Source organism: Cobetia amphilecti (assembly GCF_032923285.1).
Taxonomy (GTDB): domain Bacteria; phylum Pseudomonadota; class Gammaproteobacteria; order Pseudomonadales; family Halomonadaceae; genus Cobetia; species Cobetia amphilecti.
Genome location: NZ_CP136695.1, coordinates 3,671,076 through 3,694,043 on the forward strand (window position 1 = coordinate 3,671,076; position 22,968 = coordinate 3,694,043).

At 65.9% G+C, this 22,968-nt stretch carries 14 protein-coding genes; 10 read left to right on the plus strand and 4 right to left on the minus strand.

Annotated elements, in window-relative coordinates; translation table 11 throughout:
- Positions 1–76 precede the first annotated feature (76 nt).
- On the plus strand, positions 77–1,003 hold the full coding sequence (locus R1T44_RS15650) for a lysine exporter LysO family protein (protein ID WP_284727225.1): 927 nt from the start codon (positions 77–79) through the stop codon (positions 1,001–1,003).
- 76 nt (positions 1,004–1,079) lie between these two features.
- Positions 1,080–2,117, plus strand: coding sequence for a LacI family DNA-binding transcriptional regulator (locus tag R1T44_RS15655; RefSeq protein WP_107336079.1), 1,038 nt, complete (start codon positions 1,080–1,082; stop codon positions 2,115–2,117).
- 42 nt (positions 2,118–2,159) lie between these two features.
- Here R1T44_RS15655 and R1T44_RS15660 read toward each other — a convergent pair whose 3' ends face one another.
- Positions 2,160–2,711, minus strand: coding sequence for a gluconokinase (locus R1T44_RS15660; protein WP_317292286.1), 552 nt, complete (start codon positions 2,709–2,711; stop codon positions 2,160–2,162).
- Positions 2,712–3,043: 332 nt separating this feature from the next.
- Between R1T44_RS15660 and R1T44_RS15665 the strand changes: the two genes are divergently transcribed.
- The 8 genes from R1T44_RS15665 to betT all read left to right on the plus strand — a co-directional run bounded on the left by R1T44_RS15665 (position 3,044) and on the right by betT (position 16,553).
- Positions 3,044–4,402: a GntT/GntP/DsdX family permease gene (locus R1T44_RS15665; protein ID WP_043334321.1), complete on the plus strand. Its 1,359-nt coding sequence runs from the start codon at positions 3,044–3,046 to the stop codon at positions 4,400–4,402.
- A gap of 359 nt (positions 4,403–4,761) precedes the next feature.
- The gene (locus R1T44_RS15670; RefSeq protein ID WP_284727224.1) at positions 4,762–6,207 is read left to right on the plus strand and encodes an efflux RND transporter periplasmic adaptor subunit; all 1,446 of its coding nucleotides are present in this window, start codon (positions 4,762–4,764) and stop codon (positions 6,205–6,207) included.
- Positions 6,204–9,329 (plus strand): efflux RND transporter permease subunit, encoded by a 3,126-nt coding sequence (locus tag R1T44_RS15675; RefSeq protein ID WP_225347219.1) that lies wholly within the window; start codon positions 6,204–6,206, stop codon positions 9,327–9,329. The genes R1T44_RS15670 and R1T44_RS15675 overlap by 4 nt, the downstream gene beginning before the upstream one ends.
- The gene (locus R1T44_RS15680; RefSeq protein ID WP_284727222.1) at positions 9,326–10,744 is read left to right on the plus strand and encodes an ATP-binding protein; all 1,419 of its coding nucleotides are present in this window, start codon (positions 9,326–9,328) and stop codon (positions 10,742–10,744) included. The genes R1T44_RS15675 and R1T44_RS15680 overlap by 4 nt, the downstream gene beginning before the upstream one ends.
- A gap of 33 nt (positions 10,745–10,777) precedes the next feature.
- On the plus strand, positions 10,778–11,521 hold the full coding sequence (locus tag R1T44_RS15685) for a response regulator (protein WP_215823399.1): 744 nt from the start codon (positions 10,778–10,780) through the stop codon (positions 11,519–11,521).
- A 199-nt stretch (positions 11,522–11,720) separates the two neighbouring features.
- Positions 11,721–12,116: a hypothetical protein gene (locus R1T44_RS15690; protein WP_284727221.1), complete on the plus strand. Its 396-nt coding sequence runs from the start codon at positions 11,721–11,723 to the stop codon at positions 12,114–12,116.
- Positions 12,117–12,359: 243 nt separating this feature from the next.
- Positions 12,360–13,544 carry a hypothetical protein gene (locus R1T44_RS15695; protein WP_284727220.1) on the plus strand — a complete coding sequence of 395 codons (1,185 nt, stop codon included), beginning with the start codon at positions 12,360–12,362 and terminating at the stop codon, positions 13,542–13,544.
- Between the two features lie 969 nt (positions 13,545–14,513).
- Entirely contained in the window at positions 14,514–16,553 is a 2,040-nt protein-coding gene (gene betT / locus R1T44_RS15700) for a choline BCCT transporter BetT (RefSeq protein ID WP_043334330.1), read from the plus strand.
- A 159-nt stretch (positions 16,554–16,712) separates the two neighbouring features.
- Here the strand turns inward: betT and R1T44_RS15705 are convergent, their stop codons facing one another.
- The 3 genes from R1T44_RS15705 to ptsP are packed head-to-tail and all read right to left on the minus strand — an operon-like array spanning position 16,713 to position 22,596.
- Positions 16,713–18,500 (minus strand): PTS fructose-like transporter subunit IIB, encoded by a 1,788-nt coding sequence (locus R1T44_RS15705; protein ID WP_279839636.1) that lies wholly within the window; start codon positions 18,498–18,500, stop codon positions 16,713–16,715.
- Positions 18,497–19,540, minus strand: a complete 1,044-nt coding sequence (locus tag R1T44_RS15710) for a 1-phosphofructokinase family hexose kinase (RefSeq protein WP_284727218.1) — start codon at positions 19,538–19,540, stop codon at positions 18,497–18,499. Before R1T44_RS15710 ends, R1T44_RS15705 begins: the two co-directional genes overlap by 4 nt.
- The gene (gene ptsP / locus R1T44_RS15715; protein WP_317292287.1) at positions 19,540–22,596 is read right to left on the minus strand and encodes a phosphoenolpyruvate--protein phosphotransferase; all 3,057 of its coding nucleotides are present in this window, start codon (positions 22,594–22,596) and stop codon (positions 19,540–19,542) included. The genes R1T44_RS15710 and ptsP overlap by 1 nt, the downstream gene beginning before the upstream one ends.
- Positions 22,597–22,968 lie beyond the last annotated feature (372 nt).

Consider the following 22,968-nt stretch of genomic DNA (forward strand, 5'->3'; position numbering starts at 1 on the left):
CCCCTCGGCGGTATTCACCGTCAATCAATCACTTGCGCCGCCCTTGCTGTCCGGGCGGCAACGCCAAGGAAGGGTCATGCTGTCGGGTCTCATCTTCATTCTGCTGCCGCTGATACTCGGCTATCTGGTACGTCTCACCGATCCTGGCCGCCTGGCGGTGGTCAATCGGCTGGTCAATGCCTCCATCTATCTCATCCTGTTCCTGATGGGCATGGGGCTGGCGGCGCTGGAGCAGTTGAGTGTCGGCATGGCCGCCATGAGCGGTCAGGCGTTGACGCTGTTCACCATCATCACGCCGCTGAATCTGCTGGCGCTGTGGTGGCTGTCGCGCCGCAGCCCGCTGCGCGCCAATCCCGCCCAGGCGGTGGATGGCGCGCCGATGACCCGCTGGCAGGCGCTGTCCGGCTCGCTGACCCTTGCCGCCGTGGTCGCGCTCGGCGTCGGCGCCGGCGTGCTGCTCAAGACCTTCGGCACCCAGCTTGATACCGATACCCTCGCCGAATGGGCGCTCTATGTGCTGCTGGCGTTGATCGGCTGCCAGCTCAGAAGCTCCGGCATGAGCCTGCGCCAGATCCTGCTCAATCGACACGGCCTGATCATCGCGCTGACGGTGATGGCCAGTTCGCTGCTCGGTGGCCTGCTGGCGGCGCCTCTGCTGGCGCTGGAGTGGAATCAGGGCATGGCGATCTCGGCCGGCTTCGGCTGGTACTCCCTGTCGGGGATCCTGATCGGTGATCAGCTCGGGCCGATTCTCGGCGGCGCCGCCTTCTTCAATGATCTGGCGCGTGAGCTGCTGGCCTTCGTGCTGATCCCCCTGACCATCCAGCGCTACACGCCGCTGGCCATCGGCATCGGCGGGGCCACCTCGATGGACTTCACGCTACCGGTGATCCAGCAGACCGGCGGCGTGGCCTGCGTCCCGGTCGCCGTGGTCTCGGGCTTCCTGCTTTCGCTGGCGGCGCCGCCGATGATTCTGTTCCTGCTCTCGCTGAGTCACGTCTGATCCGCCGGGCAAGGCTTGCTCCCGGGCTGCCTTAACAGGGACACTCTTGTCCTCCTTCGCAGCCGCTTGAATGTCCATGCCCTCTCAGCCTCACAAAGCTTCCCGCCTCAAGCGCGTCACCCTGGCCGATATCGCCGCCCGACTGGGCGTCACCAAGGTCACGGTGTCGCGCGCGCTCAATCAGCCCGAGAAGGTGTCCGCCGCGATGCGCGAGCGGGTAACCGAATGCGCCCGCGAGCTGGGCTATATGCCCAACCGCCAGGCCGGCAGCCTCGCCAGCGGTCACTCGCGGCTGATCGCGCTGCTGATTCCGTCTCTCTCCAACGCCGTGTTCTCGGAGTTGCATCGCGGCCTGGAAGCCCCGCTGGCCGCCGCGGGCTATCAGCTGCTGATCGGCCATACCGGCTATTCGATGCAGGAAGAGGAGCGCCTGATCGAGACCTGGCTCTCCTTCGGCATCGATGGGCTGGTGCTGTGCGGCAGTCGCCATAGCCCTCGTACCCGCGAGATGATCGCGCGCTCGGGCTGTGCGGTGGTGGAGTGCATGGAGAAGCGCGAGACGCCGCTCGACATGGCGGTGGGACTGGACCAGCACGCCGCTGGCCGCGCGATGACCGAGGCCATGATCGCGCTGGGGCATCGCCATATCGGTTTTCTCGGTGCGCGCATGGACCGCCGCGTCGAACAGCGCCTGGGCGGCTGGCGCGCGGCGATGGAGGCCGCCGGCCTGTCGCAGCAGGCGCTGTTGACCACCGATGCGCCCTCCAGCGTGCGCATGGGCGGCGAGCTGCTCGACGAGATGCTGACCCGCTGGCCCGAGACCCAGGCCGTGTTCTGCTGCAATGACGACCTGGCGGCCGGCGGGCTGTTCGAGTGTCAGCGCCGCGGCCTGTCGGTGCCCGACCAGCTGGCGCTGGCCGGCTTCAACGGCCTGGAGATGACCCGTGGCACCTGGCCGCCGCTGGCCAGCGTGGTCACGCCACGCCGCGAGATCGGCGAGCGCGCCGCCGCCCTGCTGCTGGCGCGCTTGAGCGGTGATCTCGACGCCACGCCCCACGGCCTGTGGGAAGATCTGGGCTTCAGCCTGCAGACAGGTGGCAGCCTGTCCTCGTAATACGTGGCGGCAGCCTGGCGCCGTGAGACGTCTGGAGAGCGACTAGCGCTCCGGCGCGTCGACAATCTGCTGACAGACACTCTCGACCAGCGCCTGCGGTGTGGCGCTGATGTCGAGGGTGTGGATGCGCCCTTCATCGTCGCCGGGCACCTCGAGCGTCGCCAGCTGATTGTCGAGCATGTCAGCGCCCTTGAAGAAATGATCGGTCCGCGCCTCGAGGCGCTCCAGCAGCAGCTCGCGCGTGCCTTCGAGGAACACGAAGCCCAGCGCGGGGTCCCCGCCACGCAGTTGATCCCGATAACGTCGCTTCAAGGACGAGCAGGCCAGTACCAGACTGCGCCCGTCGCGACGCGCCGCCTCGATCAGCTCGGCCAGACGGGCCAGCCAGCCGTGGCGATCGTCGTCATCCAGCGGGATGCCGCGCGCCATCTTGGCCACGTTGGCCTCACCGTGATAATCGTCGCCATCGATGAACTGCGCGCCCAGGCACGCCGCCAGCTGCTGCCCGACGTGTGACTTGCCACAGCCCGACACCCCCATGACCACCAGACGCACGCCACCCTGAGCGGCCAGAGCCTCTGACCTGGTCGGCATCGACGCGACCGCTGATGCTCCTTCTGCCTGCTGCTGCATGAAAACCCTCTCCCCCTGAATGAAAACGATGGCCCACCAGCGTACCCGATGTTGCCGATCAATCCCTTGTCCGGCGCCTCGGGACGGCTGTCGCGCGCTGAGCGACTGCCAATTGACGGACAGTCAGCTGCCAGACGCGACAGACTTTTGTCCCTCATGCACCTTTCGGATCATTGCGTAAGCGTTAATGTTACCGGTAACTTTCATCCTGCACGACCCACGACGCCTCACACAATACGCCTTTGGGCAATGGCCGATGATCACGCCGTTGCCAGCCGCAAGAGTTCGCCATCATGTCCCCAGATAGCACCCTCGTCCTTGCCGCCCTCGGCGGCATTCTGCTGCTGCTTTACCTCGTCATGCGCCTGCGCCTGCATGCCTTCGTTGCCCTGCTGGTGGTGAGTCTGGGGGTCGGACTGGCCACCGGCATGCAGCCCGACGCCATCATCGACTCCGTCACCAACGGCATGGGCAACACCCTGGGCTTCGTTGCCACCGTGGTCGGTCTCGGCGCGATGTTCGGCAAGATGCTGGAAGTGTCCGGCGGTGTCGATCGCATGGCCAACACCCTGCTGGGGCGCTTCGGCACCTCACGCTCGCAATGGGCGCTGGCGCTGACCGGCTTTCTGGTCGCGATTCCGGTGTTCCTGGATGTCGCCTTCATCATCCTGGTGCCGCTGGTCTATGCGCTGGCACGCCGCAGCGGCCGCTCGCTGCTCTATTACGGCATCCCGCTGCTCGCCGGTCTTGCCGTGACGCACTCCTTCATTCCGCCGACGCCGGGGCCGATCGCGGTCGCCAAGCTGATCGGTGCCGATCTCGGCTACGTCATCCTGTTCGGCGCGCTGTGCGGTCTGCCGGCGATGATCGTCGCGGGGCCGATCTTCGGTCGCTTCATCGCGGCGCGCATCGACGCCAGGATCCCGGATTACATGGAAAATACCGGCAGCGTGATGAGCGATGAAGAGGTCAATCAGCGCGCTCCGGGCTTCGGTCTGATCCTGTCCATCGTGCTGCTGCCGCTGGCGCTGATCGTGCTCAACACCGTCTCGGGCTTCCTGTTCGGTGACGACAGCCCGCTGGTCGGCTGGCTGGGCTTCCTCGGCCACCCGTTCGTGGCGCTGAGCCTGGCCACCCTGATGGCCTTCACCCTGCTGGGCACACGCCGTGGCATGACACGCGAACAGGTGATGGAAGTCGCCACCAAGGCACTCGAACCCGCCGGCATCATCATCCTGGTCACCGGCGCGGGCGGCGTCTTCAAGCAGATGCTGATCGATTCCGGGGTCGGTGACGTGCTCGGCAACCTGATGGCCGACAGCAACCTGCCGCCTATCCTGCTCGCCTTCCTGATCGCCACCGCCGTGCGTGTCATCCAGGGCTCGGCCACCGTGGCGATGATCACCGCCGCCGGCCTCATGGCCCCGGTGATCGATACGCTGGCGCTGTCCGGCCCGGTGCTGGGGCTGGTGGTGATCGCCATCGCCAGTGGCGCCACCGTGCTCAGTCACGTCAATGACTCCGGCTTCTGGCTGGTCAGCCGCTACTTCGGCCTCACCGAGAAGGAAACACTGAAGAGCTGGACAGTGATGGAGACCCTGATCGGCGTGATCGGCGTCTGCATGGCGCTGCTGATCGGCCTGTTCATCTAGTTTATCCCGTTCATCCAGTTCAACTATTTCAACTACTGAAATCTGGCCTGCCCGCGCGGTTCAGCCAGGCTGACAGGAGGGTTCATCCCGTCAGCAGGCACCGCCCGCCAGGCGCACTCGTGAAAAGCTGCCACTTCGTGTGGCAGCTTTTTTTGTGGGGCGCCAATCACGCAATGGCAGATTGCGTCTGTTGCACGCTATTTCCCATTTTGGCATTGCGCCTGAATGGCATCATGCGATCATCCACCCATTCGTCTGCCTTTCATGGCCATGATCCACCGCCCGCTCTGACCGACGCCAAAGCGACTGGCCAGAAGACGGCTGCGCATCAGGCCAGTCACTTTTCGTTCGGAGTCCGCATGGACCATAGCCCTGAGACGCCAGCGTCGTCTTCCGCGTCGCCCGCCCCTGCCGGCCGCCCCGCACCCTCCTCGCGGCGCCTGATCTGGATGCGCCTGCTGGCGCTGATCATTCTCGCGCTGGCGATCGCGCTGGCCGCCTGGTGGATGAATCATCGCCCCGGGGCACCGAAGCGTGCCCCCAGCGAAGCGCCTGCGCCCACGGTCGAGGTAGTGACGGTCAGCCATGCCGCCAACGCCCCGACGCTTGAGGGCTTCGGTCGCGTGATCGCCGATCGTCAGACCACGGTCTCCACGCGCGTCAGCGGTCAGCTGGCGCCCTTCCCCGAAGGCATCGAGGCCGGCCGCGAGGTTCGCAAGAACCAGCTGCTGGCCAGTCTCGATCAACTGGATTATCAGCTGGCACTGCGTCAGGCCGAGGCGGATCTCGCCACGGCAGAAGCCAGCCTCGCCTCTGAAAAGGGCGAGCAGATCCGCGCCGCCTCGGAATACAAGACCTTCGGTCGCAATCTGCCGGCGGCCCAGAAAGCGCTGGTCCTGCGCGAGCCTCAGCTCAAGTCGGCCCAGGCCGCCGTGGAAAGCGCCCGCGCCAGCCGCGATCAAGCCAAGCTCAATCTGGCCCGCACCGAGATTCGCGCCCCCTACGACGGCCTGATCAGCGAGCGGCTGGTCGGCGAAGGCAGTGATCTCAACGCCTTCACCGACCTTTTGACGCTGGTGGCCACCGACCGCTTCTGGGTGCGCCTCAATCTGCCGCAGGCCGACATGGAATGGCTCTCGACCCACGCCCGTGATGGCCAGGGCACGCCGGTACTGCTCTCGAGCAAGGCCTGGCCGGATGGCCAGCATCGCCGTGGCGAAGTGTGGAGCGTGCTGCCTTCGCTGGAAGACAACGGCCTGCTGACCCAGGTGATGGTGGCGGTGGAAGACCCGCTGGCGCTCAATGTCTCAGAGGAGGCGCGCGCCAGCACCCCGGCGCTGCGCATCGGCGATGTGGTCGAGGCGACCCTGACACCCCAGCGCACCGCCTCGCTGATCGAACTGCCGATCAGTGCGCTGCGCAGCGGCCAGCAGGTCTGGGTGCTGACGGAGGACGGGCATCTCGAGAAGCGCTCGGTAGGCGTGCGCCATCTGGGCAATGACACCCTGCTGGTCGCCGACGGTCTGGTGGACGGCGAGCGCGTCATCACCAGCTCCCTGAGCAGCGTCGAAGCCGGCATGGCACTGCGCGTGCGCGGCGATGCGCCGACGCCGACCGCCAAGACAACTGATGCCGAGGCGGCTGACGACAAGACGACGGCTGGCGACAAGAGCGCCACGGTTGCCGATCAAAACACCGCAGCTGACGACAAGAACACCGCAGCTGGCGACAAGAGCACCGCAGCTGGCGACAAGAACACCGCAGCTGGCGACAAGAACGCCACGACCACCGGAAGTGACTCATGACGGCACAGTCGCGCCTCAAGGGCCCCATCCGCTGGATGCACGATCACGGCGTCGCCGCCAATCTGCTGATGCTGTGTCTGATTCTCGGCGGCCTGCTGATGTCCAGTCAGATCAAGAAGGAGGTCTTCCCCTCCTTCGAGCTCGAGATCATCAACGTCAGCGTCAGCTATTCCGGCGCCACGCCGGATGAGGTCTCCGAGAGCCTGTTGCAGGCGATGGAGTCCGCGGTACAGGACGTGGAGGGCATCGAGGAGATCACCGCCACCGCCGAGGAAGGCCTCGGCTCGCTGTCCATCGAGCTGCAGGACGGCGTCGAGACCATGCGCGCCTATCAGGACATCCAGCAGGCCATCGACAGCATCACCACCCTGCCCGATGAATCCGACCCGCCCGTCTACTCGCTGGCGGGCCGCTCGCGCAGCGTGATGGAGCTCAAGCTGCATGGCCAGACCGATGACCAGACCCTGCGCAATGTCGCCGAGCGTCTGCGCCTGAGCCTGCTCGACAGCGACGACATCACCAAGGTGGAGCTGACCGGCATCCGTGACCGCGAGGTGCATGTCGCGCTGGAAGAAGGCGCGCTGCGTCGCTATGGCCTGTCGCATCAGGATATCGCCGGTCTGATCGGCAATCAGGCGCTCAACCTGGCCGGGGGCAGCCTCGATACCCAGCAAGGCGAATATCTGGTGCGCTATGAGGCGCGGCGCGACGGCGCCGCCGAGTTCGCGCAGCTGCCGGTGATCTCCAGCCAGGAAGGCAATGTCGTGCGCCTGGGCGATATCGCCACCGTCACCGACGGCTTCGCTGACAGTGACAAGGAAGTGCTCTACGACGGCGAACCGGCGATTGGTCTCGACATCTACCAGGTCGGCTCCCAGACACCCAACGAGCTGTCCGCCGCGACCATGGCGATGCTGCCGCAATTGACCGCCAGCCTGCCGCGCGGACTGACGCTGAGCGTCGAGGACGATGACTCGCTGGTCTATCAGGACCGTCTGGAGCTGCTGCTCAAGAATGCCTGGATGGGCCTGGTGCTGGTGCTGGTGCTGCTGGGGCTGTTCCTCGAGGCGCGTCTCGCCTTCTGGGTCACGCTGGGCATTCCCACCGCCTTCCTCGGCGCGATGCTGTTCCTGCCGCTGGTCGGCGTGTCCATCAACATGATCTCGATGTTCGCCTTCATCATCGCGCTGGGCATCGTGGTCGATGACGCCATCATCGTCGGCGAGAACATCCACTCGCACCGCGAGCGCGGCGCCAGCATGCGCGAAGCCGCCATTCTCGGCGCGCGCGAGATCGCGGTGCCGCTGGCGTTCTCGATCCTGTCCAACATCGTGGCCTTCATTCCGCTGCTGTTCCTGCCCGGCTTCCTCGGGCTGGTATTCGGCATCATCCCGCTGGTGGTGATCAGCATCTTCGCGCTGAGCTGGATCGAGGCGATCTTCATCCTGCCCGCGCACCTGGGTCACACCAGCGAGAAGCCGATCCGCTGGCTGGCACCGCTGGACCGCGTGCGCCATGGCGTCCAGCACGGGCTCGAGCGCTTCACGCGTCGCCGCTTCCAGCCCTTCCTTGAAGGGTGTCTGAACTATCGTGGCCTGACCGCCATCTGCGGCCTGGCGCTGCTGGTGCTGGCGATGGCCTGGATGGCCAGCGGCCGCCTCGGCTTCTCGCTGATGCCGCGTGTCGAGTCCAACCGTGCCGGCGTCACCGCCAACCTGCCGGTGGGCAGCCCGATCAGCCAGGACCGCGAAGTGCGCACCCTGCTGCTGGACGCGCTGGAGCGGGTCCGCGAGCGCGACGACGCCCCCGCGATCTATTCCACCAGCGCCGAGATCGAAGGCAACTCACTGAGCATCATCGCCAATCTGGACACCACGGTGGAGGACAACTGGTCGCCCTCGCAGCTGATCACGGCCTGGCGTGAGGAAGCCGGCACCATCGCCAATACCGAGTCGCTGCTGTTCGAATCCGATATCGGCGGGCCGGGGCGTGGCGCGGGCCTCACCATCCGCCTTTCCTCGTCTGACAGTGGCGCGCTGATGGCCGCCGCCGAGTCGCTGGCGACGTCGCTTGAGGATTACAGCTCGCTGTCCGACATCGACAGCGGCCTGGATGACGGCAAGCGCGAGCTCTATCTGCAGCTCAATGCCTACGGTCGCTCGCTGGGGCTGGATGGCGCCACCCTGGCCAACCAGCTGCGCGGGCCGCTCTCCGGCGCGACCGCCCTCAAGCAGCAGCAGGGCCGCAATGAGGTCGAGGTCAAGGTGCTGCTGCCCGAAGACCAGCGCGCAAGCCTCGCCCAGCTGGAGAACTTCGGCGTACAGACCGGCAACGGCGTCAGCGTGCCCCTGGGGCTGGTGGCCGACATCGAGCAGGGACGCGCCGCGTCCAGCATTCTGCGCATCGATGGCCGCCGCGTGATCGAGGTCACCGCCAACGTCACCCCGTCCGATGCGGTCAGTCAGGTGATCACCAGTCTGGAAAGCGACGTCTACCCTCAGCTGAAGAGCCAGTATCCGAGCCTGAGCATCGGCTATGGCGGGCGTCAGGAAGAGACCGCCGACAACCTGGGGTCACTGCAGGTGTCGTTGCTGCTGACACTGGCGGCACTCTATCTGCTGCTGGCGTTGCCGTTCAGAAGCTATCTGCAGCCGCTGCTGGTGATGACGGCGATTCCCTTCGGCCTGATCGGCGCGGTCATCGGCCATCAGCTGATGGGCTATGGCCTGTCGGTGATCAGCCTGATGGGCATGCTGGCGCTGTCGGGCATCGTCATCAACGACGCCCTGGTGCTGATCGACTACGCCAACCGCCAGCGTCTGGCCGGTGCCACCGCGCGTGAGGCGATCATCATGGCGGCCACGCGACGTCTGCGTCCCATCCTGTTGACGACGCTGACCACCTTCTTCGGCCTGGCGCCGATGATCTTCGAGACCTCGCGTCAGGCGCGCTTCATGATCCCGATGGCGGTCTCCATCGGCTTCGGCATCCTGTTCGCGACGGTGATTCTGCTGATTCTGGTGCCCTCGCTCTATCTGTTGCTGGAGGACCTGCAGCACAACCTGCGCCGCCTGCTGGGGCTGCCGCCCCGCACCCCGCGTCATGAGGAGCAGCCATCATGATGCCCGCCGTCACCGCCTGGCGCTCACGGCTGTCCGTGCGGCTGTTCGTGATCCTGCTGCTGACCAATGTCGTGATCGGCGGCAGCATCTACATGTTCATCTCCCACAGCATGGACAGAGGGTTCGCGGAGTATCTGGAGCAGACCCAGCAGGAGCGCATCGAGCTGATCTCGTCCGATCTGGTCAGCGCCTACGCCGCGGAAGGCAACTGGGACTGGATGAAGAGCCGGCGCAACTGGGGGCGCATCGTGCATTCCCAGGCGCCGCCGGACAGGTTCGAGATGCCGCCGGGCGCCAACATGAATCGCCCCCAGGACTACATGCTGCGCGATACCCGAGGCCAGCGCCTCAATGGGCCGCCGCGCCCCATCCCCGGCATGCGGTTCAAGGACCTCAAGCTGGACGGCGAGAAGATCGGCGAGCTGGGCTACCTGCCGGTGAGTGAATTCCTGCGCCGCGGCAAGGACCAGTATTTGGAGCGTCAATCGCGCAATCTGGCGACCATCATCCTGTCCTCCACCTTCGCCTCGCTGCTGGCAGCGGCCGGCATCGCCTGGTGGCTGGGCCATCGGGTGCGTGACCTCGCCAGTGGCGCCAGCCGTCTGTCGAGCGGCGACTATGCCACCCGCCTGCCGGTGCGCGGGCGGGATGAGCTGTCGCGGCTGGCCGGCGACTTCAATGCGCTGGCGCAGACGCTGGAGACCAACCGCGATTCGCGCCAGCGCTGGGTGAGTGATATCTCCCATGAGCTGCGCACGCCGCTGGCGGTGCTCAAGGGCGAGATCGAGGCCATGCAGGACGGTATTCGCCCGATGAGCCAGGACAGCCTCGGCTCGCTGGAGCAGGAGGTGGATGCCCTCAACCGCCTGGTGTCGGATCTGCGCCTGCTGGCCCAGAGCGATGCCGGCACCCTGGAAGCCTGGCGCGAGCCGCTGGAGCTGGATGCCCAGCTCAGCGATAGCCTGGACGACCTGCGCGGCTGGCTGGAAGACAGCGGCATTCTGCTTGAGACCGACATCCAGTTGCCGCTGCGCGTGCAGGGCGACGTGCAGCGCCTGCATCAGCTGTGGAGCAACCTGGCCAGCAACACCCGCGCCTACACCGACTCGCCCGGCAAGTTGAGGGTCAGCCTGCTGCGCGAGGCCGCCTCACCCGGGGATGGCGCCGGCCACCCCGGCTGGGCGGTCGTGCGCTGGGAAGACTCGAGCCCCGGCGTGCCAGAGGCCGAGCTTGCCCACCTCACCGAGCGCCTGTACCGGGTGGAGAACTCGCGCAATCGCTCCAGCGGGGGGTCAGGCCTGGGCCTGTCGATCGCCAGCGCGCTGGTCAGTGCGCATGATGGCCAGCTGGTGCCGGGCCAGTCATCACTGGGCGGACTGCGATGGGACATTCGCCTGCCGCTGTTGTCTACTTGAAACAGACATTTTCATCTGCAAGGACTCTTGACCATGAGCGACGTTCACGCCGACACCTCTGACGCCCGGGCCGAGACCCAGAAACCGCTGATTCTGGTGGTGGAAGACGAGCCCAAGATCGCAAGCCTGCTGTGCGATTATCTGGACGGCAGCGGATATCGCACCCGGCATGTCGACGACGGCAACGCCGTCATCGCGGCGGTCAATGACGAGACACCCGCCCTGGTATTGCTGGACCTCATGCTGCCGGGCACCGACGGCCTGACCCTGTGCCGTCAGCTGCGGGCCGAGGACAATCTGCTGCCCATCGTGATGCTGACCGCGCGGGTCGAGGAAGTGGACCGCCTGCTGGGGCTGGAGCTGGGCGCCGATGACTACATCTGCAAACCCTTCAGTCCGCGTGAGGTGGTGGCGCGCATCAAGGCCGTGCTGCGTCGCAGCCAGGCGCTTGATCAGACCCTCTCGCAGACCTCCGACAAGGGCCAGCTGGTACTCAATGAGGAAGGTTGGCAGGCACTGGCCGATGGCAGCGACCTGGGCCTGACCGCGGTCGAGTTCCAGCTGCTCAAGGTGATGATGCAGTCGCCGGGGCGCATCTTCTCCCGCGACCAGCTGATGGACCACATGTACCGCGACCACCGCATCGTCTCCGAACGCACGGTGGATTCCCACGTCAAGAAGCTGCGCCGCAAGATCGCCAATGTCTGGCCGGAGCGCGACGTGATTCGCTCCATCTATGGGGTCGGCTACAAGTTCGAGCCTGACGTGCTGGACTGATATCTCGCCTCGCGCAGGCCCTGAAACCTTTCAGAAACATGACAACCGCCGTCTGTGACCACAGACGGCGGTTGCGTTTTTGTTGCACCCACGGTGCGAACTTGCTGTCCAACTGCGACGGATACTGTCATCACTGCCTAAGCGAGAGCCATTTACTGCTGCTCAAGCGCGGGTCTACGCCACAAGTGAGGTATTCGTCATGTCCCACAGTCCTGCCCGTCGTGCTCTCTCCCGCACTCGCCTGATCGGTGCCGGCGTACTGAGCGTCATGCTGATGGCATCACCGCTGAGCGTGACCAGTGCCAGCGCCGCCGATGTCTCGCTGAACGTGCTGCTGGATGGCATCAGCCTGAACGTCAGCCAGCGTGCCACCCTCGACAAGCAATATCGCTACTATCGCCAGCAACGTCAGGCCGCAGAGAGCCATCACGACGCCAAGGCGCTTGCCAAGGCGCGCAAGGCCTACCTGGCCGATGTCGATCGCGTCCTGAACCGCCATCAGACCCAGCGCTTCCACCAGCAGTTCGACCGCCACTATCCGGCGAATGCCCAGGCGAACGCCAAGGCGGCGAAGAAGCGCCACCACGGTGGCTGATGGCAACCGCGCCTGAGCGCCCCGGGTTGAAACCTGGCGTCATCACCTTGATCAAGGACTCAGTCCCTACAGGATTCAGGCCACAAGATCACGCTGCAGAAAAGACACAGCAAGCCGTTGCATGTTCCGCCCAGGCGCGTTGCACGCAACCCCATGAAACGTTGCACAATGCCGGCACATTCACTGCTGATAATGCTCTTATCGCTTGATTCCGGCCCTTTATCTAGACACTCGGAGTACGCCATGAACCGCATTTCTCGCAAGCTCATCGTTTCCGGTCTGCTGACCGCCCTGGCACTGCCGATGACCGCCATGGCCTCAAGCAACGACAAGCACCATGACGGCGCCGACCGCAAGGAAGGCCTCGACAAGATTCTCGCCAGCTGGCATCTCAGCGATGAACAGCAGCAACAGCTCGACGCACTCAAGCAACAGCAGATGGAAAGCCGCAAGCAGCTCAAGGAGCAGAAGTTCGACTCCCGCGAAGCGCGCCGCGACGCCATCCAAGCACAGCGTGAAGAACACAAGGCCGCCCTGGCAGAGATTCTCGACGAGAATCAGGTCAAGGTGCTCGAAGCCTACTGGGCTGCCGGCAAGCCGATGCACGGCAAGCACATGGGCAAGCATGACGGCAAACGTCACGGCGAAGGCAAGCATGCCGACGAGCGTGGCGGCGAGCGCGGCGGCAAGCACATGGCCGGCGAGCGTGGCGGCAAGCACATGGCCGACGACGGCAAGCAGCGCATGCAGCTGATGGGCGCCCTGTTCGACAGCTGGGACCTGGATGACGACCAGCGCAGCGCGCTCAAGGACTCCTTCAAGTCCATGCGTGACGACATGGAGTCACTCAAGAAGACCGACTTCGACTCGCGTGAAGCGCGCAAGGCCGCCTTCGAGGAACTGCGCAAGACCCAGCACGATCGTCTGGCCAAGGTGCTGGATGACGACCAGATCAAGGTGCTGGACCTGATGCACCAGCGTGACAAGCGCGGTCCGAAGATGGCCGACCGTCAGCAGCAGGAAGGCATGAAGGCGCTGCTGGCCAGCTGGAACCTGAGCGATGACCAGATGCAGGCGCTCAAGGAAGTCCGCAAGGAAATGCGTGACGAGATGCATGACAACATGAAAGAGATGCACGACGACATGCGCGATGCCATGCAGGACGCCGACAACAAAGAGGAGCGTGTCGCCGCCCGCCAGGAAATGCGCAAGGAAATGAAGGAGCAGCGCCTGGAACTGCGTGAGGAAGGCCGCGAGAAGCTCGCCGATGTGCTGTCCGCCGAGCAGCTCGATGCGCTGGAAGCCTTCATGGCCAATGGCATGCGCCATCACGCTGGCAAGCATCATGGCGGCATGAAGGGTGACATGAAGGGCGGCGACATGAAGCGCGGCCCGATGCATGACGCCGACCAGTCTGAAGATGCCTGAGTCAGGCCATCACCCGGGCAGCTGAAAGCCGGCTGATCGTGGGCCCGGCGGGGTAAGAACCGGACGGTCGCGCCCCGGACACACCCATTCAGCTGCCCTGCTGACGTCACTTTCGCCGCCCCGGCCACGATTCTGTGGTCGGGGCGGCGTCGTTGTGTCCTTTTACCGACAGCGATTTTTCCAAGCACGACACCGCGCCTGCGAGGCTCTGCAATCGGGCCTCGCGGCGATGTGATCGCGACACGAGGATAAGCGGAAGCGACAGTTGCACTGCCTTTTTCCCCAAAGGGGGGTTATATTTTTATTGAACAATCAATTAAAATAATTCTGCAAGGCTTTGAGCATTACACGGCGTGATGATGTGAGTCGCGTTTTCCTGACTGCTGAGCTCCCCTCCGCTGCCGATCTCGACCGGTGGCAGCAAGACGGGATGCCTGCAACCGTCACAGGAAAGCGGACCCGGCAGATGCCGACGAGACTGACGCCTGCCATCCCGGCAACTTCAAGGGAGCAAGCGACGGCGACCGCCACGGACTCGCGAGCAGACACCGGAGTGACCCGCCCCTTCGCAAGAAGGCGGGTGACGTCCAGGGACGCCGAGTAGACGTTCGAAGTGATGAGAGCAGCACGATGAAGGCACAGCGTTCCCCAGCGCTCGGCCCGCCATCGTTCTTCTGCGGCCAATCTGGCCTGCAGAAAAGGGGCCGCACCAGAGCACCACGGTGCGCGCCCGGCGTCTCTCATGAATTGCCCATCGGCATTTCTTGCTTGCTGCCCAGCGATGCCCCTGCAATCGCGTCGCCACGGCAGTCGACACTGCCGCTGCTGCAAGTTCCGCCCCGCGCGTGAGCTGAGCACGGCCCGTGCCGTTCGTGTCCGTCTTTTCCTGCACGCCACCCGCAATTTCTGCGGCTGACGGGCAGCTAAGCACCACGCACGAGTGAAACTTCCCCTGATAAGGAGTTGCTCATGCAGAAACCTGCTTCCGCCGAGAACGCCACGCCGTCCTCGAGTCGTATCAACCCGACGGTCTTCTACGGATCGATCATCGGTATCCTCGCCTTCCTGGCCTTCGCGATGCTGTTCACCGAACAGGCCGACGCCTGGATCGGCAGCGCCCTGGGCTGGACCATCGACACCTTCGGCTGGTTCTACATGCTGGCCATCGTCGCCTATCTGGTCTTCGGGGTGCTGATCGCCTGCTCGCGCTTCGGGCGCATTCGTCTCGGGCCGGATGATTCACGCCCGGAATTCTCGCTGCTGTCCTGGTCGGCGATGCTGTTCGCGGCCGGCATCGGCATCGACATCCTGTTCTACTGCATCGCCGAACCGCTGTCCCACTACGTGGCGCCGGTGACCGGTGACCCCCAGACCCAGGCGGCAATCCGCAATGCCATGGTGGAAACCTTCTTCCACTGGGGCCTCTCCGGCTGGGGCATCTATGTGCTCGCCGGCATGTCGCTGGCCTACTTCAGCTACCGCCACCGCCTGCCGCTGGCGATCCGCTCGGCCTTCTACCCGCTGCTCGGCAACCGCATCAATGGCCCGATCGGCAACGCCGTGGACATCTTCGCGATCATCTCCACCGTGTTCGGCATCGCCACCTCGCTGGGCATCGGCGTCATCCAGCTGAATTACGGCCTCAAGTTCATGCTCGGCGTGCCCGAGAACCTCGCCGTCCAGGCCGCGCTGATCATCGGCGTGATGGTACTGGCGACCATTTCCGTGATCACCGGTGTCGAGAAAGGCATCCGCATGCTGTCCGAGTTCAACATGCTGCTGGCCACCGCGCTGCTGATCTTCGTGCTCGCCGTCAGCGACACCTCGCAGCTGCTCAACGCCCTGGTACTCAATGTCGGTGACTACATCACCCAGTTCACCGCCAAGAGCTTCGATACCTACGCCTACACCCCGGGTACCGATGAGTGGATGAGCGGCTGGACGCTGTTCTTCTGGGGCTGGTGGATCGCCTGGACTCCGTTCGTCGGCCTGTTCCTGGCGCGTATCTCGCGCGGTCGTACCATCCGTCAATTCGTGTTCGGCGCGCTGCTGATTCCGCTGAGCTTCATGATGGTGTGGATGAGCGTGTTCGGTAATTCCGCCATCGACATGGTCGCCAATCAGGACGTCGCGGCACTGGCCACCGAAGCCCTGAATGCACCGCAGAACACCATCTACACCTTCCTGGAGCAGCTGCCCTACTCCACCATCACCACCGCCGTGGTGGCGATTCTGGGTATCGTGTTCTTCGTGACCTCCGCCGACTCCGGCGCCCTGGTACTGGCCAACTTCACCTCCATCCTCAAGGACGTGAACCACGATGCGCCGATCTGGCTGCGCATCTTCTGGTCCGCCATCATCGGCCTGCTGACGCTGGCACTGTTGATGGTCGGGGGCCTGAGCGCGCTGCAGAGCGCCGTGGTGATCACCGCCGTGCCCTTCTCCATCGTGCTGATCTTCATGATGATCGGCATGTACAAGGCGCTGATGATCGAGGACCGCAAGGAGAACGTGCGTCAGGACAACAGCTGCGTCTACGAAGGTGTCGACTGGCATGAGCGTCTGGATCACGTGCTCGACTTCGCCCAGAGCGGCAGTTCCGAGGCGACCCTCAAGCGCTCCATCCGTCCGGCACTCAACCAGCTGGCCGAGGAGCTCAATCGTCGCGGTCAGGTCTCGAGCGTCACCGAAGAGACGCTGGAAGATGAGCCGCTGCCCCGCGTGACGCTGGAAGTCGAGTTCGAGGACGCCTCCAACTTCGTCTACCAGGTGCGTGCGGTACGCCAGCAGACGCCGAGCTTCATCGACGCCAATGACGACTTCTACCTGCGTCTGGAAGTGCACCTCTCCGAAGGTGGCAGCGGTCAGGAGCTCAACGGCCTGTCGCGGGCCCAGGTGCTCGACGAAGTCGTCACCGCCTACCAGCAGCATCTGGCCTTCGTGCGCCACGACACGGTCAATGAAGCCCCGGCGATGCCTGGCGTGATCGGCAAGTCAGAACTGGACTGATCGAAGCTGGACTGATCAGAACTGGACTGAGCCATCCGCTGTCGCTGAGCGCCTGCGCTCGGCCTGCAATGCAAAAGCCCCCGCCGGGAGACCGGCGGGGGCTTTTTGCGTCTTGCCTTGTGCGTTTGCGGCTTGCGTCCTTACCTGCCTGCCAGCGGCTCAGGTCGCGGCAGCGGTCTCGACCTGCTGTGCGCCCTTCTTGATCAGCGCATAGCCGATACCCGTCACCAGGGTGCCGGCGACGATGGCGCCCAGGTACATCAGCGGCACGTTGATGGCGTTGGGGATCAGCAGCACGAACAGCCCGCCGTGCGGTGCCAGCAGCTTGGCGCCTATCAGCATCGACAGTGCGCCGGTGACGGCACCGCCGACCATGCAGGCCGGAATCACGCGCAGCGGGTCCTTGGCGGCGAACGGAATCGCACCCTCGGAGATGAAGCACAGGCCGAGAATGAAGCTGGCCTTGCCCGCCTCACGCTCCGGCTCGGCGAACTTGCTACGCGCGATGAAGCTGGCCAGCCCCATGCCCAGCGCCGGCACCATGCCGGCCGCCATGATGGCCGCCATCGGCGCATAGGTCTCGCTGGCCAGCAGGCCGACACCGAAGGCGTAGGCGGCCTTGTTGACCGGGCCACCGAGGTCGAAGCACATCATCGCGCCGAGCAGAATGCCCAGCAGCACGGCATTGGCCGAGCCCATCGATTCGAGGAATTCGGTCAGCGTCGCCATCAGACCCGCCACCGGCGTGCCGACCACGTAGATCATCACCAGACCGGTGACCATGCTCGCCACCAGCGGGATGATCAGGATCGGCTTGAGCGATTCGATCGACTGCGGCAGCTTGACGAAACGGCTCAGCCCCAGCGCGCTGTAGCCCGCCAGGAAGCCGGCGATGATACCGCCGAGGAAGCCGGCATCGAGAGTGGCGGCCAGCCAGCCACCGATCATGCCCGGCGTGATGCCAGGGCGGTCGGCGATGGAGTAGGCGATATAGCCCGCCAGCACCGGAATCATCAGCTTGAAGGCCGAGCCGCCGCCGATCTGCATCAGCGCCGCCGCCAGGGTGCCTTCTTCCTCGAAGGCCTTGATGCCGAACACGAAGGACAACGCGATCATCAGGCCGCCCGCCACCACCATCGGCAGCATGAAGGACACGCCGGTCAGCAGGTGCTTGTAGGGGCCGCGCTTCTCGCCCTTCTGCTGGCTGCCCTGACCGCCCGCGGCGGTGGCGGATTCCACCTCGGCGCCTTCCAGTGCCTGCTCGATGGTATCGCGCGGCTTCTTGAGCGCGGTGCCGGTGGAGGTCCGCCAGACCCGTTTGCCGGCGAAGCGTGTCGGGTCTACCTCGATATCACAGGCCAGGATCACCACCTCTGCCGCGGCGATTTCCTGCTCGGTCAGCGCATCCTGCGCGCCCACCGAGCCCTGGGTCTCGACCCGCGTCGGGTAGCCCAGCGCTCGCCCTGCCTCGCTCAGGGCCTCGGCGGCCATGAAGGTATGCGCCACGCCGGTCGGGCAGGCGGTGACCGCGACGATGGACGGCTTGTGCGCCACCTCTCCACCAGCTGCGCTTGCTGCGCCGGTGGCCGTGGCGCTGACAGTCGCAGCCACGTCGGCGATGTCCTTGGCTTCCAGCACGCGGGCGCGGGCCTCGGCATTGGCCAGGAAGGCGGCGGGGTCCGGCAGCGCCTCTTCGATGGGCGCGACATGCACGCGCTTGCCGACGAAACGCTCGAGACCGGCGCTGGTCATCGGCGACGCCGCGACGATCACCAGTTCGGCGGCGGCGAGCTGGGCATCGCTCAACACGAGTTCACGCTCGAATTGCGAGCGCATGTCGATGAGGGGCTCCCAGTCGCGACGACGGGCGGCCTGCTCCAGGCGGCGCGCCGCCAGGAAGCTGGTCGCCATGCCACTCGGGCAGGCGGTAACGATGATGACATTCATGGGCGTGGCTCTCCGGCTGTCGCGACCTCGGCACTGGCCAATGTCTCGATGCTGGTGTGTTGTTGGAGGGTTTCAAGCTCCGGGGCGGCGGGATTGCCCGGCCCCGGGTGGGTCACGGCCTCGGCGGAAAGCGCCGTGGCATGACGCAGAATCCGTTCACGCATGGCCGCCGTGGGTGTCGGATGGCAGAGCACCCCATGCAGCATGGCGGCCAGCAGGGTATCACCGGCACACACGGTACTGACCACTCGCATGCGCGGCGGGCGTGCCCGCAGTGTCTCGGCGCCGGGGCTTGCCCACAGCACGCCTTCCGGGCCGGCAGAGATCAGCGCCTGCTCGATGCCATGCTCGACCAGACTCGCCAGCGCGCGCTGACGGGCGGCGTCGCTCTCCAGCGGCTCGCCCGCCCACAGCGCCAGTTCCTGCTCGTTGGGCTTCACGCCGCTGGGCGGCACCGCCAGACCGGCTTCGAGTGCCGTGCCGCTGGTATCCAGCCAGCAGGCAATGTGGCGGGTACGCACCCGCTGCACCAGACTTGCCAGCTGCTCGCTGCTGACGCCCGGCGGCAGGCTGCCGGCGATGACGACGGCACAGCGCTCTGGGCTACCCTCGGCCTGCTGACGATCGATCCAGTCATCGATGCGCGCCTCAAGCCGCGTGAAGGCAGCCTCATCGACCTGCATGCCCGCGCCGTTGATATCGGTGACGCGGCCACTGGCCTCCCCGAGCTTGACGTTGATGCGGGTCGCGCCCGCGACGCGTTCGAAGGCGTCACTCAGCCCCCACTCGGCGAAGGCGGCCTCGAAATCGGCCTGGTTGTCGGCGCCCAGAAAGCCGCTCAGCGTCACCGGATGGCCCAGCGTCGCCAGCACCCGCGCGACGTTGATGCCCTTGCCCGCCGCCTCGAGATGATGGCTGCGCGCCCGGTTGACCTTGCCCGGCACCAGGCTGTCGAGGCCGATGGTCATGTCCAGCGCCGGGTTGAGCGTCACGCACAATACCGGGCAGCCGGCGGCCTGACGCGTCGTGTTGTCATTCATCACACTGACTCCCGCGGGCTGTGTCCACTACTGTCCGCATTACTGGCCGCATTACTGGCCGCATGACTGGCCGCAGCGCCTGAGGTGACCTCGGCAGTTGAAGGCTCGCCCTGCTCGAGCAGCGCTTCCAGAGCACTGCGCACGTCTTCCGAGGTCGGCTGGGCCAACGCGACCCTCGCCTGCTCACGCGCCGTGGCCAGGTCCAGCTCGCGCACCCGCGCCTTGACCAGCGGAATCTGGCGGCTGGACACCGACAGCTCATCCACGCCCAGCCCGACCAGCACGCCGACGGCCTGGTCATCACTGGCCAGCTCACCGCAGACGCCGACCCAGGCACCGTGGGCGTGGGCGGCACTGACGGTCATCTCGATCAGGCGCAACACCGCCGGATGCAGGCCATCGGCCTGCGCCGAGAGCGTCGCATGGCCACGGTCGATCGCCAGGGTGTACTGGGTCAGGTCATTGGTGCCCACCGAGAAGAAGTCGACTTCCGGCGCGATGCTGGCAGCAGTCAGCGCCGCCGAGGGAATCTCGATCATCACGCCGACCTGCACGTCGCGCACCGGCGGCTGGCCATGCTCAGTCTCGTAGGCGGCGTCCAGCTCGGCACGCACGCGATCGACGATGGCACGCGCGCCACGCAGCTCGGCCAGGTCCTTGACCATCGGGAACATCAGGCGGATCGGCCGCGCACCGGCGGCCGTCAGCAGCGCCCGCACCTGGGTCTCGAGCACTTCCGGGCGGGTCAGGGCGAGGCGAATGCCGCGCAGGCCGAGGAAGGGATTGTCCTCACGCGGCAGCGGCCAGTACGGCAGCGGCTTGTCGCCGCCGACGTCCAGCGTGCGTGCCACCAGCGGCCGCCCCTCGAGCGCATCCAGCGCCTCGCCGTACTGGGCGGTCTGGGTGGCAAGATCCGGCGCCTGCGGGTGCGCCATGAACACGAATTCGGTACGCAGCAGGCCGACACCCTCGGCACCGCGCTCGACGGCGTCGCCGGCATGGGCGGTGTTGCCCAGATTGGCGACCACCTCGACATGATGGCCATCCAGGGTCGTGGCGGGTGCCATGCGCGACTCCCAGGCGGCGGCCTGACGCTGCTCATGCCCGGCGATCGCCTCTTCGGCACGCGCGCGGCGACTGGCCGAGGGCATCACGCTGACGCGGCCTCGTTCACCATCGACGATCAGCTCGCTGCCATCGGCGATCGCCAGCACGCTCGGGCCAGCCCCGACCACCGCCGGAATGCCCAGCGAACGCGCCAGAATCGCGCTGTGCGAGGTCGCCCCGCCCAACGCCGTGACCAGCCCCCGCACGCGAGTGGTATCCAGACGCGCTACATCCGACGGGCCGATGTCCTCAGTCACCAGCACATGCGGTGTCTCGGGGGCGCTGGGCAGCGGCGTATCGGTCAGCACGCCGAGCACCCGCCGGCCGACATCGCGCAGGTCGGCGGCGCGTTCGGCCAGCAGGCGATCGGCGAGGTTCTCCTGGGCGCTGGCGGCGCTGTCGATGGCCGACCACCACGCCGCTTCGGCGCTGTGGCCTTCATCGAGGCTCTCGCGCGCCGCGGCAAACAGCTCCGGATCGCCGAGCATCTCCTCGTGCATCGAGAGAATCTCGGCCATCTCGGCGCCTTCGGCACGATTGACCAGCGCCAGCAACTGCTCGCGGGCGGTCTGGATACTGGCCACCAGGCGCTCGGCCTCACGATCGGCGCCGGCATCGCTGCGCGTCTCGTAGACGAAGCGCGGCAGGCGCATCACCCAGCACGGCGCGATGGCCATGCCCGGCGAGGCGGCCACCGCGGGCACCACGCTGTCGGCGTCGGGAGCGGCCTGCTGGGTGTCGCCGGTGGCTTGCTGTTCGCTGGCCTCCAGCGGCATGGCGGCGTCGGCGCGCCAATCGGCCAGCGGCTCCACCGCCTCGCCGAGACCGGCCTGCACCGCGCTCACCATCATGCTCAGCGCCGCCTGATTGGCCGCCGAGTCATCGCCGGAGGCGCTGAAGATCAGCGTCTGGCCGCGGCGTGCGCCCAGCCCCAATACCTTGGTCAGACTGGCGGCACTGACCACACCGCTGTCATCGCCTTCCAGTCGCAACGCCGGAATGACGCCATGCTGCTCACCGGCTTCGCGCGCCGCCTGTACCAGCTGCTTGGCCGGACGCGCATGCAGGCCGTGGGCATTGAGCAACACGACCTGAGCCAGCTGCGCCGTGGCGGATTCCCCAGACAGCCGCGCCAGCAGGGCGCTGGCCGACAGGCCTGGCAGGCTTTCTCCCGCGCCCTCTTCCAGCAGCGTCAGCAGGCGCTCAAGCAACGGCTGATGCTGGCCCTGCTGGGCATCGACTGCCAGACAGGCCAGCGCAGTGATGCGCCCGTGGCGCGTCTCCAGTGCTTTCTCCGGCGTGACGATGGCCAGCGCCGAGCGGGTGACATCCTGCTGTGATTGCGCCAGCCACACGCCCTGCCCCAGCGCCACCGGTTGGGCGGCGAGCATGGCCGAGATGAAGCCATCACTGACACAGCCGGCCTGACGCAGACGCGCGGCCCCCGCCAGCACCAGCTCATCACGATCGCGCGCGGGGAAGCCGCACAGCAGCGTCTCGGCATCCAGGCGCGGCGGCACCACCTCGCGGCCCAGCTCGCTCAGCACTTCCTCGGCGGTGGTCGCCGAGGCCAGGCGCTCACTGACACCGTCGCGATCGAGCACGCGCGTCAGCGCGCGCAGGATGTCGAGATGCTCATCGGACTGTGCCGCTATGGTCACCAGCAGGAAGACGCGATTGCCGTCGTGCCACTCCACGCCCTGCGGAAACTGCAGAACACGCACCCCGGTGGCCAGCACGGCCTCGCGGCTGTCCGGCGTGCCGTGGGGAATCGCGATCCCCTGCCCCAGGTAGGTGGAAGACTGGGCTTCACGCGCCAGCAGGCCCTCACGGTAGTCGGGCGTGGCGCGCCCACCGGCGACCAGGGCATCGGCGGCCTGTTGCAAGGCATCGCGCCAGTCGCTGGCATGGGCGGCGAGAAGAATGTCCTCGCGATCAAGACTGAGCATGGCTGGCTCCTTGAGGCTCCCTTCTGATGAGGAGCCTGGATGTTGGCGGTGCGCTGCAAGCGAGTATTTCAGCTGCCGCGACACGTCACTTGGCGAGTTCCGACAGGGTAGCGGCGTCATGGCGTGATGACGAGCATGCTGAATCGTGTCACCTCAATAGGGCTCATGCTGGCCGTTTTCTTGCGCCCGATCAAGCGAACACAAACCGAAAACGTGCTTCTGGTGACTAGACATTGGGCGTAGAGCCGCCTGTGGCGCGGGCTCGAGAGGCGTCGAGCGAGGCGTGCCCGGCGCAGAGAGGATTTGCACCCGAGCCCACAAGTGCGCATCATTCCTCGAACATGGAGCACGCAGATCCCGTTCCCCCTTTCC

Coding starts and splice junctions, on each gene's coding strand:
- R1T44_RS15710 (WP_284727218.1), bottom strand. CDS start 19,540: ATGAATGACAACACGACGCGTCAGGCCGCCGGCTGCCCGGTATTGTGC.
- R1T44_RS15705 (WP_279839636.1), bottom strand. CDS start 18,500: ATGAATGTCATCATCGTTACCGCCTGCCCGAGTGGCATGGCGACCAGC.
- R1T44_RS15675 (WP_225347219.1), top strand. CDS start 6,204: ATGACGGCACAGTCGCGCCTCAAGGGCCCCATCCGCTGGATGCACGAT.
- R1T44_RS15660 (WP_317292286.1), bottom strand. CDS start 2,711: ATGCCGACCAGGTCAGAGGCTCTGGCCGCTCAGGGTGGCGTGCGTCTG.
- betT (WP_043334330.1), top strand. CDS start 14,514: ATGCAGAAACCTGCTTCCGCCGAGAACGCCACGCCGTCCTCGAGTCGT.
- R1T44_RS15655 (WP_107336079.1), top strand. CDS start 1,080: ATGCCCTCTCAGCCTCACAAAGCTTCCCGCCTCAAGCGCGTCACCCTG.
- R1T44_RS15690 (WP_284727221.1), top strand. CDS start 11,721: ATGTCCCACAGTCCTGCCCGTCGTGCTCTCTCCCGCACTCGCCTGATC.
- R1T44_RS15680 (WP_284727222.1), top strand. CDS start 9,326: ATGATGCCCGCCGTCACCGCCTGGCGCTCACGGCTGTCCGTGCGGCTG.
- R1T44_RS15670 (WP_284727224.1), top strand. CDS start 4,762: ATGGACCATAGCCCTGAGACGCCAGCGTCGTCTTCCGCGTCGCCCGCC.
- R1T44_RS15695 (WP_284727220.1), top strand. CDS start 12,360: ATGAACCGCATTTCTCGCAAGCTCATCGTTTCCGGTCTGCTGACCGCC.
- ptsP (WP_317292287.1), bottom strand. CDS start 22,596: ATGCTCAGTCTTGATCGCGAGGACATTCTTCTCGCCGCCCATGCCAGC.
- R1T44_RS15685 (WP_215823399.1), top strand. CDS start 10,778: ATGAGCGACGTTCACGCCGACACCTCTGACGCCCGGGCCGAGACCCAG.
- R1T44_RS15665 (WP_043334321.1), top strand. CDS start 3,044: ATGTCCCCAGATAGCACCCTCGTCCTTGCCGCCCTCGGCGGCATTCTG.
- R1T44_RS15650 (WP_284727225.1), top strand. CDS start 77: ATGCTGTCGGGTCTCATCTTCATTCTGCTGCCGCTGATACTCGGCTAT.